Here is a 12434-nt window from a genome sequence, read left to right on the forward strand (position 1 = left end):
TCTATTCTTCAATTTCGATAACATGATTACCATCAAAGAAGTATAAACATTTCTCTTTCACAGGATGTTGCAAGCTTTTCTCAAGTGCCTTTGCATATAACGAAAGCTGTACTTTGTATCGATCTTCTAAAATTTGTTTTGCTTGCTCAAATCCGCCTGGGAACTTCCCTTCAATCGTATCTGTTTTAAAGTCGATTAAAGTAATACCGTCTTCCTCTTCAATCATACAGTCGATAACCCCTTGGACAAGAATTGATTCCCCGCTCTGCCCTTGCCAATCTTGATATGCTTCTTCTGCTGCAAGCATCATCGTAAATGGTACTTCACGCTCAACACTTTTCGCCGCTAATACCCTTTTACCTAGATCACTGTCAAAGAATGAAATGACTTTTTCGATTGCTATTTCTTCGGCTTGTTCGAATGTTAATAGTTCTTTATTAACCATGCCACTAATTTGCTCCCGAATCACTTCTTCTGTAATCGGCTTCTTCAAATCAACATGTTGCATGACAGCATGAACTGCCGTACCTCTTTCAGCGTATGTTAATCCTTTTTTCTCCATAAAACGAGGACGTGTTTTAATTGGCGCACGCATTTTTTTAATAAAGGCGTTATCGCTACCTTCTTCAGATTGATAATTTCTCTTTATTTCTGTAACAGACTGTTTCGCACGGTGAGATGTTGCTTCCTCATATCCGTACTTCCACATTAATCTGTCATACACTTCTTCTTTTCGTTCACTTTGCAGGGGAACAGCTTTTTTCTCACGAAGTGCTTCTAGTAATTCTTGTTTCTCTTCTTGAACCGGTTCTGGCGCAAGTAACGTGCTACCGTCTACAACTTCGACTTTCCAACTCGTGTCATAGTCATAAATTTCACCCGGAATGCTTCCTTGTCCTAATTCAAGAAGCATTTCACTATCACGATGTCTATATAATGAAGGTGCAATCCAGTCTAAATAACATGACGCTCCGGCACGTATATGATCTGGTAATAACCATTCACTATGCTCCCTCGCATCAAGCCATTTTTCCATTTCCTTATTTACATCCTTAACCGTTCCGATTAAAATTAACTTCTCTTTTGCACGCGTTAACGCTACATATAATACGCGCATTTCTTCCGCAATTAATTCCATTTTCATTTTACGCTTAATCGCAAGTTGCGATAATGTCGTATATTTAATACGTTTACGAGGATCGATAAATTGTGAACCGAAACCGAAGTCTTTATGCAGTAAGAAACGTTTCATTAAGTCTTGTGTATTAAAACGACGACCAAGCCCCGCTACGAATACAACTGGGAACTCTAGTCCTTTACTTTTATGAATCGTCATAATACGAACGACATCTTCTTGTTCACCTAAAGCTCTCGCCGTCCCCATATCATCACCGCGTTCTAAAATACGTTCAATAAAACGTAAGAAGCGGAATAATCCTCTAAACGATGTTGCTTCGTATTGTCTTGCGCGGTCATAAAGTACACGCAAGTTTGCTTGCCTTTGCTTTCCGGCCGGTAAACCACCGACAAAGTCATAATAACCTGTCTCCCCGTATACTTTCCAAATTAAATCAGAAAGTGACTGTTGGCGTGCAAATTCACGCCATCCTTGCAGTAAATTATAGAACCACTCTAATTTATCATGTAGTTCTTGTTCTTCCTCAAGCGGTGCCCCTTTTAAGAATGAGCTCATTACTTCGTAAAACGAACCTTTCTTTCCGTGAGCACGGAGCGTCGCAAGTTCTTCATCATTTAATCCAACGATTGGTGAACGAAGCACAGCTGCAAGCGGAATATCTTGCATCGGATTATCAATCACGCGGAATACGTTCATCATAATATTTACTTCTGTCGCTTCAAAGTAACCAGTCGCAAGATCAGCGTATACTGGAATTCCTTGCAGCTTTAACTCTTCCATAATTTGCGGCGCCCACGGCATAGAGCGAAGTAAAATAACGAAATCGCGGTATTGTACAGGGCGCATACTATCCGTTTTACGATCATACACTTCATAACCTGAATCAACCATCGCTTTAATGCGCTGTGCCATAAGGCGAGCTTCAAGCTGCGCTTTTTCTACTTCTGCACCTTCTTCTCCGTCTTGCACTTCTTCTTCCGTTTGCTGAATGCATAGTAGTTCTGCCGCTACATCTTCACCTTCTGGATAGCTAGCACCTAACTTTAATTCAGCGTCTGCATCGTAGTCGATTTCTCCGACTTCTTCACCCATAATTTGTTTGAAAATAAAGTTCGTACCTGCTAACACTTCATGACGACTACGGAAGTTTTTCGCTAAGTCGATCTTCATTCCGCCGCCCGATCCTTCTTGTGTGAAGCGTTTATACTTTCCTAAGAATAAACCTGGTTCTGCTAGTCGGAAACGATAAATCGACTGCTTCACGTCACCTACCATGAACAAGTTCCCTTCACTCTCAGAATCTTTCGTTACGAATTTAATAATGGATTCCTGTACGAAGTTCGTATCTTGATATTCATCGACTAGTACTTCAGCAAATTTATTACGATATTGAAGCGCTACTGCTGATGGCTTCATCTCACCATTTTCACTTTGTTCACTTAAAATTTGTAAACAGAAATGCTCTAAATCGGTGAAATCGACCATTCCTTTATCTCGCTTCATCGCTTGGAAGCGCTCTGTAAATACTTTTACAAGTTGAACAAGCTTTTCTAATACAGGATGCATATCTTGAAAATCTCGTAAGAAACTTTCAGGTTTGCGGCTAAATAACTCTTCTTGTAATTTCTTCACTTCATCTTTCGCTTTATTACGAAGAGAATCTACTTGTTTTACAATATCTTCGTTGTAATCACTTTTCTTAATACGTTTTAACGTTTGCCACGATACGTTTTGCATAGCTTCATACACACTTGTCCACGATTCATGAGCAGCTGATGATAACGTTCCAAGTAAAACTGCATCAGCTTGCAGGGTTTCAACGCGAGGCGCCGGGCCGTCAGGAAGCATTGCGAGTTCAGTCGCTTTACGAATATGCTGTTCCGCTGTTTCAAGCTGGAATTTCACATCTTCTAATAAGTAAGAAGCATACACTAAATCTTCAATTGTCTTTCCTTCTACGTCGTATGCTTCTACTAATTTATCGAGCCATTTTTCCGGATTTGGATGCGCTCTTGATTCTGTATGAAGCGCTAAAATCATACGCTGTAAGTCATCATCACTACGATCACTTGTATAACGATCAACGAGTTCAAAGAATATCGTATTATCTTCAATTCCATACTCTGCTTCTAATATGTCATCTAACACTTCTTCTTTTAATAATTCATTTTCTGTTTGATTCGCAATGCGGAAACGAGGATCAACATCAAGCATGTAGTAGTATCCTCTAATTACTTGTAAACAAAAGGAATGAATCGTCGAAATAGATGCTTTATTTAATAAGCTCAGCTGCTTTCTTACGTGCTGAGAGCTTGGCTCATCAATTAATACTTTTTCTAACGCTTCCCCAATTCTATTTTTCATCTCTTGCGCCGCTGCATTCGTAAATGTTACTACGAGCAGGCGGTCGACATCGACTGGATTTTCTTCACTTATAATCTTTTTAATAATACGTTCAACTAATACTGCTGTTTTCCCTGATCCAGCTGCTGCTGCGACTAAAATATCACGTCCGTTCGCTACAACCGCTTTCCACTGGTCATCTGTCCACTGACTACCTTCTGGTTTTTCAGGCCAATTTTCAATCATTCTCCGCCAACCTCCTCTCTAATTTTCTCCATCGCTTCGCTATCTTTCATATCTTTTAGCGTACGGAATTGATTATCTTCAAGTGATTCATCGAACTGACAAACAGATTTGAAGTTACAGAACGTACATGCCGCTTTATTCCCCTTTTTGTAAGGAGCAATATCGATAACACCTTCTGTAATATCTTTTCCGATATTTTCAAACGTATGGTGTACGTATTTTTGCAATACGTTAAACTCTTGTTCACTTGCAATGCTCGAACGAGCACTAAAGCTACCGTCTTTTTTCAGACCCGCAGAAATAATATCAGAGCTTCCTGTTGAAAGTTTGTTATCCATTAAACGAACAACATCAGCATCGCCTAGCACGAGTCCTTTCATTTTAAATTTCTTTAAAATTTCTTTCTCAATTTCCGCTTCAGATGCGTCACCTTTCATCTCAACGATCGGGTTATGAATATGGAAGTACAGTACACCAGCCGGTGAAGCCGTGCCACCTTTTTTCATCCACGTATGTGCATTTGAAGTAACAACATCTAAATACGTTAACATTTGAAGTGCCAATCCGTAATACACTTCCGTTAAGTCTAACGCTTTTGAGCTTGATTTATAGTCAATAATACGTAGGAACGTACCACTTTCATCTTCTGCCTTATCAACACGGTCAATACGGCCAACTACTTCCATCTTCACACCATTTGGTAATGAGAATTCCATTGGCGGAAGTGATCCTGTACCGCCCATACCGAATGGCACTTCTAAATCAACTGGTACGAAACCACTTGATTTCGCGTGCTCACGAAGAATGATTGACGTACGGAAAATGATTTGTTGTAGTTTTTGTTTTAAATAGAAATGACGGTTTGAACTTAATAAAATTTGTCTTTGTAATAACGGTGCAATCTCTTCTATTACTAAAGCAGAAAGATGCTCACACTCTTTTATTGATAAATCCGCCCAAGTACGGTTTTCACGTAATAGCCTGTCTGCAATTCTCTTCAGCGCTGCATGGAATAGCTCGCCAATATCCGGTGCATCCAGCTTGAAAATATCACGCTCTCTTAATGATAAACCGTGCTGCGCGAAATGAGCATATGCGCAACGGTTAAATAGTTCCATACGAGAGACGCTTCCTTTTATTGTGTCTCCGTATAAATCTCTACTTACAACTGAACTTAGCTTTTGCGCACGATTTCGGTAGAATAAGCTTGATAATACGCGGCTACTTTTTTGCTTCCATTCATCTGAAGTAACGTAGAAGTTATATACGTCCCACCAAAAGTCTAAATTCCCTTCAAATCCGTATCGCTTCCACGTTTGAAGTTGCTGCATTACATATGACAACGTTACTTCTGGCGTTGCTACGTATGAAATTTGTTCCGAACGTGATAAATCATTTACGTCATTCGTAATAAATGTATCTTTCACATCAGGGAACATTCTTTTTATTTTCTTAATAAAGCTAGACGCAAGTAACGTCTTTCCTTCTTCATCTGCTAGCGGACAAGAAATATATAATTTCTCAGTCGCTCTCGTTACCATTTGGTACATAACGAACTGTTCTTCTAATAAAGTTTGTCTCGTCGTTGGTGCTAATTCGATACCTGCAGCACTAAGAACATCTCTTTCTTCATCAGACAGCATCCCTTCATCCATAGGTGCTGCCGGAATCACACCTTCATTCACGCCAATCACAAATGTTGCTTTCACATTTGATAATCTAGAACGATCGATATTCGCAATTAACACTTGGTCTAATGACGGCGGAATGTTTGCGAATTGAAGTGCCTCAAGACCTGTCGATATAACGTCTGTAAACATAGAAAGTGACATTTTCTCTTCGCCAAGCATTTCAACGAACGTATCAAAAAGACTCATTACTTCTTCCCATACTTGCTCATGATCTGTTGCGAATAAGAAATCTCCGCTCTCTTCTGCACGAATACGTAATGCTTCTAGTTTTTTCGGAACATCAAGCTCTTCTAAAAATAAGTAAACAGCTTCGCACATTTGCATAACTGTTCCCGCACGCTTCAATCTTTTTTGCATACGAATAACAGGCGTTCTTACAACATCGCGTAGTCGATTTATTTTCTCTTCCATTTCACGTTCACTGTCTGTAATCATCCCATCTGTATCGTCAAGAGATCGATAGCGGCGATACATCCACGGATCTTCTGAAGTCCATCTCTTTCCTTGTACACCGTACGCTAAACAGTAGTTTTCAAACTCGTCCATCTCTTCGCGCATCGTTTCTTTTCTTACGTCTAATGGATATAAAAGCTCTGTTTTCACGCAGCGAAACACTGCATCATAACGCCAATTCCCGCTAATAATCTCTAGTGCAGAACGAATACATTCTACTAGCGGATGATGTGACATCGGGCGTTTTTCATCGATGAAGTGCGGGATATTATAATCTGTAAATAACGTTCGCATCACATCGTAATAACTTTCCCCATTACGAAGAAGAACCGCAATATCTCGGTAACGGTAGTCTTCATCCGCCACAAGTCTACGAATTTCACGGGCAACACCTTCTACTTCAGCTCGTAAATTCGCTGCTGTATGAATCGTTACACTTGCTTCCCCGTGAAACTTTTCATTCGGACGCGCTTCATAATGCGTTTCTAAATGCGCTAATGCTTGCGAATGAAAACGTGGTTGTTCCATAAGTGGAATCGTTTTTTCAATTTCTATCTTCTCTTCACGCGCCACTTGCTTTATTTTTTCATACGTTAATGTCGTTTCATAAAATAAATCTAGTTCATTTACTGGCTGCGCTAACGTTTTTTCATCTATCGTTAACGTGATCGTAACTCTCGCTCCGCAAATCATAAGCTGTCTTACAATTTCTAGTTCTTGCGGTGAGAACGAATGGAATCCATCTATATAAATTTCAGCCCCATTTACATATTCAGATTGCGAAAGCTTTTCCACTAGCAATTGCAGGTAGTCTTCTGAATCTAAATATTTTCCGATTAAAGCACGTTCGAAATCATCATATAATAGTTGTAGATCATACACTTTATTCGCTAATAGCTTTTGTTCGGCACTGCTACTATGTGCATCTAATTGTTGCCACATTTCATATACGTTAGATGGCGTCACGTTGTAACGTTTAAACTCCGCAATCATACTACCAAGATGTTCAAAGAAACCGTTTTGCTCCGCTGCTTTTTGGAACACTGATAACCCATCTTTACGAGACTCTACAATTTTACGAAGTAGCATATGTACGCCCGCTTCATCAATGTGAAGACGACTCGCTCCGCCAACTTCTTGCAGTACCTTCCACGCTAACCGTGAAAAACTAAAAACTTGTGCCCGAATAGAACCTCTAACATCCTCACTACCAATTAACGCCTGCTGCGTTTGGAATGTCATCTGTTCTGGCACAAGATATAATATTGTTTCCCCTCTTGGGCGCTGCTTTAACTCTTCTTGCACTTCGTGTAAACAAAGTGTACTTTTTCCACTTCCCGCTCTACCAATCACAAATCGAAGTGACATGTAACCCCACCTTTCACTTACATAACGAACGTTAGTTTGCTACTATAATTGTATTATAGGACACGAAAAAAGACAAACGGAGTAGTTTGTCTTTTACTATACTTCTATCTATTATATCAACCTTTTGAAAAATTCGTTTGCACCTCTTTAATTGGCCAATATCGTAAATCAACTTTACCGACAACTGTATCAGCTTTTACAAATCCAAAGTGTCTACTATCCCAGCTTCCGAGGCGGTTATCGCCTACTACAAAAATATATCCAGGTGGTACCGACTTTTCTTTCGTTAACTCTTCTAGTTTAAAATCACCTGTTAGTTGTCGTCCATTTATCTCTTTCTTATACGTCTCTAAATAAGGTTCATCCAAGAATTGTCCGTTTATATATAGTTTATCATGCTTATATTCAATTTGATCCCCAGGTAAACCGATAATTCGTTTTACATAGTCCTCTTTTTTATTCGCATGAAACACAACAACATCAAACCTGTTCAAGTCCCCTACTTGATAACTCACCTTATTTACAACGAGCATATTGCCATCTTGCAATGTCGGCATCATTGACTTCCCCTCTACAACGTACGTTGAAAAGAAAAACGTTCGAAAAAATACAGCTAATAATACACCAATTAAAATTGTTCGTATCCACTCTATGCCTTCTTTTTTCAAAGTTTTCTTCATCCGCTTCTCCCCTTATCCTTTAATAATGAAGCTTTCCTTTACAAAGAAGACTATTCTTAATGTAGTTCTAACTTTACTTCGATTTTCTTGCCGACATACCATAAAATAAAAATACCAATCACTACAATGACTGATTTCACCGGATTATGAATAAATGACATTAAATCATGACCGATATACGTTAAAATAAAAATCATCACAAGTTTTCCGAACGCGAGTGCAAGGCCAAACTGTTTTACACTAATGCGAGATAAACCAGCGACAACATTTATAAGCGCAGACGGTGTAAACGGAAAACAAAAGATGACGAAAATTGGTGCGAATCCTTTCCTTTCAATCCATCCCATTGCCTTTCGTACTCTCTCATGCTTATTTACAAAAGAAAAGAAACGGCTGCGGCCAAAATGGCGGATTATGAAAAAGACAAGCAAGGCACCCATTACTGATCCAAGCCAGGAATAAAGAAAACCGAGCCAAAATCCAAATGCAACAGCATTCGCCAGTACAAATACGATGAGTGGCAATGCCGGAATCAACGCTTCTATCATCGGTAAACCAATACCAAGAAGTGGTCCGAACGCTTTATAACTTTCAACAATATGATCCATATTTTCTGGTGAAAAATACTCTTTGATTGTCTGAAAATCCATTCTACACTTTACCCCTTTACTCTAAGTACTACCCCTACTGTATCATTGCTTATATGAAAGAGGAAATGGTAGATACGACATATGGAGATGTAATTATTAAGTTTCCATATCTTTCATTAGAATTCCTTCATTATTATGCTATGATAATCTATCAATATTCGACAGGATATGAAGTCAATTTAGACAATGTGTCCAGATTATCACTCAATGACTATTATAAAAAAGAAGAAAATAGAGAAAGTAATAATTAGTCTTTTTCATAAGAATAATCCTACTGCATGTAAGGTTATTTCTACCTATACAAAAATAAGTAGCAGCGGATCATTTACCTTCAAACAATGATCCTTTTCTATTGGTTATCCCTTATATTTTTTAACAAACGTACACTGTCAATCACAATTAGGATCAACATGTATATAAAAGATAGTATTATTAATGTACTCCGAATAGGTAACATTCGAAATTTGTATAGAAACTTATCAATCATATATATACCTTGCTCATTCGTTATAGTTGCAGGAGTGAATATAAGATAATCTTTCCAATTATCTATCCACGTTAAATCAACTGCGGAAAACTTCATCGTTCCTAACCACACGTAAAGAAAAATTGGGATAAGAATCATATATTGCAAGCTGTGTAATATCTTTCTTTGCTTCTTGCATTCCATAATTTGAAAAACAAAAAGTGTCAGTACATACACGATCGATAGTAGAAATACTATGGTGACAGCTGGTTGAATTGAAAAAGAAAATAGGAATTTATCAATTTCACTAATTTGACTATATTCTGTTGCATTTTTAGGCGTAAAAATAAAATATTGTTTGTCAGCCCCTATCATTAACTGACTACCAACAAACCAGTAAACATAAAGGTAAGCAATAGTATAGGCAAAACAAGAATATATTGCGCCCAAAATAACATAGTCCTTTTCAACATACCATCTCCTTTTTATACAATAAGGTAAGCAATATTATGTATGCCACTAATGTAAAATGATGTATATTAACAGTGCAATAAATGTATGAAGTAAAATTACACTGTTAATGTAATTTTACACCATTCCAAACTACTAAAGAACAAAACTTTCCAAATTTTTCTTGTTTCGTTTATGAAACTTACAGCGTGACGATATATATAATAAAGTGATACTTTAATCAGTGGGGGTTTTCTTCATCCCCCACCTAACTTCTTTGCTTTCGCTGAATTTGGAGGTGGGGGTCTTACTGCCCATTAAAGCGGGATAAAATCAAAAAAAGGATGAGTCACCCCATCCTTTTCCTCTCATACATCCTCTTCTCTAACAAAATACACTTTCTCATAAGCTGGCCTTAATGTTGATTCATCCCTTTGATCTATCTCTTTAAAACAAGGGTTTCCTTGTTTTTTCCTACGATCTTCATATTCAGTACGCAATTTTGCCGTACGATTTAGTTGATTTTCAAAACTACTTTTTGATATTTCTAATTTCACAGCAAAGCCATTTATAAATCTAACAATAATATTTCCGTCCTTTGATTCTTTATTACTTTCAATATAAAAATGAGACAACCAAGCGCACTCTTTTCTAGAGTATGAATAAGTGGGGAAAAAATAAAGTTGATCTGTCGGACTAATCGCAATCGGTGCTTTATGCGTAATATGAGTTAACTCTTTCGTTCCTTCTTTTCTACCTAAGAAACTAGAACCATGCTTGCGGCAACTTCTTTCTATAATATCTAGAGGCTTTTGAAATACGAAAAAGGAATCTTCCCTCTCAACAACTCGTGTAACAATTTTCTTCTCACTTAAAATAACAGGAAGTAAGGCCATTGTATTTTTATTTACCACATAGTTTTCGACATAACGTTCTACTTTACTTTCCATATTCTACTGTCTCCTTTTTTCCATTTATATTAGCAGCTGCATATATAATTTTAGCATCTATGAAAAGGAAATGGTTTACAGATTCCGCTTTTTTACAATACTTTATCATTTATCAAATATCTTTTAAATTATAAAATAACAATATAGTGATTTATCGATAAAAAACCGATACAAAATGTATTTATACTATCTATAAATATTTACAACCACTTCCTCATTTCGCATCATTACGACAATTAACTTTGCTATAATTAAAAAATAAATCCAATATATGGAGGTCTACTATGGAAGAAAAAGAAGTGCAACCAACGATTCAAATGAAAAATAGTAGCATTGTGATCGTGAAAAACTCATCCAGCATTATATTCGGACTATTTTTCATTCTACTATTCTTCGCAAAGCCTTTCCGAAAATCGAAATGCCCTGAATGTAAGAAACGCGAAAAGAAAAAGATTGGAACAGAAGAGTAAAAGGCCTTCCATTTCGGAAGGCCTTTTACTCTTCTTCGTTTTGTATACTTTTCCATCGTATATTACAACAAAAAAGGGATGGCAGCAGCCATCCCTTTTTTCCATAATAAACTATAAAATTATAGTTTGATTACGTTTTTAGCTTGAGGTCCACGGTTACCTTCTTCGATTTCGAAGCTAACTTTTTGACCTTCTTCTAAAGATTTGAAACCTTCAGTTTCGATTGCAGAGAAATGTACGAATACATCGTTTTCGCCTGGAACTTCGATGAAACCGAAGCCTTTTTCGTTGTTAAACCATTTTACTTGTCCTGTTACTGCCATGATTATTTCCTCCTAAGAAAATACAAATTTTTAAGTTTTTAGTCTTCCTGTCTAAAAAAAGAATCCACACATTATCAAATACGAAACATAAACTAGTTCTCACATACTTTTTCTCGTTCGTTTTCAGCACTTGATAACATATGGATTGCTTAATTTAACTATTCAACTGGGACTATCATAGCACATTAAAATAAAATGTACAATCTTTTTTGAAAATAACTGACAAATTAAATTGATTATACATTCGTAAATAATTGATTTTAGTATGTGCGGATTTCACTTTAAAATGAACACACATACCATTTGAATACGATTACATCCCTTATTCTGAAGTGTTACAATATAATTATATTGGAGGGGATTATATGTCAAACTACGCCAACGAAGAAAAGCTTACAGGGGGAAATGTATCAAATGTGTATCGTTCTGAAAATACTGTTCTGCGAGAATTAAAGCCAGGTAGTGCAAACATTCATACATTATTACAACACTTAGAAAACAAAGGGTTTCATTATGCTCCAAAGTTTTTAGGTGTAGATGAAAAAGATAGAGAAATTTTATCCTTTATTGAAGGAGAAGCTGGGAATTATCCGTTAAAAGAATATATGCGGTCTAATGCTGTTTTAAAAGACATAGCAAAGATGCTCCGCCTTTATCATGATGCGGTAAGTGATTTTCCGTTATTAAATGAATGGAAACCGATGGATCATACTCCAAATAACATGGAGGTTGTATGCCACAATGATTTTGCTATATATAACATTATTTTTAATCAAGAACAACCAGTAGGCATTATTGATTTCGATGTCGCTGCTCCTGGTCCAAGAATTTGGGATATCGCTTATACGCTGTATACTTGTGTGCCTTTAAGTAGAACGTATTATACAGAATCGGGTGAGGCAGTTCATTATGACTCATCGCAACATGCTGGCCATATGAAAGAAAGAGTGAAATTATTTGTCCAGTCCTACGGTAAAAGTATGGATGAAGATTACTTAGGAATGGTGTTACTACGATTAGAGGCTTTATGTACATATATGAAACGAAAAGCGCAAGAAGGCGATGTGAATTTCCAAAGAATGATTGATGAGGGACATTTAGAGCATTATGAAAAAGATATGGCGTTTATTCGTGAGCATAGAGCTGAGTGGATTTAATCATATTGTCTTATTTTGTCGGTAAGTCGATATCCTTTGTCGAATCGTT

At 37.2% G+C, this 12434-nt stretch carries 8 protein-coding genes and 1 pseudogene; 2 read left to right on the forward strand and 7 right to left on the reverse strand.

Annotated features, from left to right (window positions below):
* Position 1 precedes the first annotated feature (1 nt).
* From addA to MR115_RS18365, 6 genes and pseudogenes are all read right to left on the reverse strand, one after another.
* The gene (gene addA / locus MR115_RS18340; protein WP_242242230.1) at positions 2 to 3727 is read right to left on the reverse strand and encodes a helicase-exonuclease AddAB subunit AddA; all 3726 of its coding nucleotides are present in this window, start codon (positions 3725 to 3727) and stop codon (positions 2 to 4) included.
* Positions 3724 to 7239, reverse strand: coding sequence for a helicase-exonuclease AddAB subunit AddB (gene addB, locus MR115_RS18345; RefSeq protein WP_242242231.1), 3516 nt, complete (start codon positions 7237 to 7239; stop codon positions 3724 to 3726). The genes addA and addB overlap by 4 nt, the downstream gene beginning before the upstream one ends.
* A gap of 116 nt (positions 7240 to 7355) precedes the next feature.
* Positions 7356 to 7919 carry a signal peptidase I gene (gene lepB, locus MR115_RS18350; protein ID WP_097816569.1) on the reverse strand — a complete coding sequence of 188 codons (564 nt, stop codon included), beginning with the start codon at positions 7917 to 7919 and terminating at the stop codon, positions 7356 to 7358.
* A gap of 56 nt (positions 7920 to 7975) precedes the next feature.
* On the reverse strand, positions 7976 to 8569 hold the full coding sequence (locus MR115_RS18355; protein WP_242242232.1) for a TVP38/TMEM64 family protein: 594 nt from the start codon (positions 8567 to 8569) through the stop codon (positions 7976 to 7978).
* A 349-nt stretch (positions 8570 to 8918) separates the two neighbouring features.
* A pseudogene (locus MR115_RS18360) lies at positions 8919 to 9508 on the reverse strand (DUF4306 domain-containing protein).
* Positions 9509 to 9853: 345 nt separating this feature from the next.
* Positions 9854 to 10435, reverse strand: a complete 582-nt coding sequence (locus MR115_RS18365) for a competence protein ComK (RefSeq protein WP_242242233.1) — start codon at positions 10433 to 10435, stop codon at positions 9854 to 9856.
* A gap of 284 nt (positions 10436 to 10719) precedes the next feature.
* Between MR115_RS18365 and MR115_RS18370 the strand changes: the two genes are divergently transcribed.
* Positions 10720 to 10905 carry a hypothetical protein gene (locus tag MR115_RS18370; RefSeq protein ID WP_242242234.1) on the forward strand — a complete coding sequence of 62 codons (186 nt, stop codon included), beginning with the start codon at positions 10720 to 10722 and terminating at the stop codon, positions 10903 to 10905.
* A gap of 119 nt (positions 10906 to 11024) precedes the next feature.
* On the opposite strand, the gene cspA is transcribed toward MR115_RS18370, so the two are convergent.
* Positions 11025 to 11228, reverse strand: coding sequence for an RNA chaperone/antiterminator CspA (cspA, locus tag MR115_RS18375; RefSeq protein WP_000301522.1), 204 nt, complete (start codon positions 11226 to 11228; stop codon positions 11025 to 11027).
* A gap of 365 nt (positions 11229 to 11593) precedes the next feature.
* Here cspA and MR115_RS18380 point away from each other — a divergent pair, with 365 nt between their 5' ends.
* Positions 11594 to 12385 carry a phosphotransferase gene (locus tag MR115_RS18380; protein ID WP_242242235.1) on the forward strand — a complete coding sequence of 264 codons (792 nt, stop codon included), beginning with the start codon at positions 11594 to 11596 and terminating at the stop codon, positions 12383 to 12385.
* Positions 12386 to 12434: the final 49 nt, after the last annotated feature.

The sequence above is a fragment of the Bacillus cereus group sp. BfR-BA-01309 genome, from assembly GCF_022664315.1.
Classification (GTDB): Bacteria; Bacillota; Bacilli; order Bacillales; family Bacillaceae_G; genus Bacillus_A; species Bacillus_A mobilis.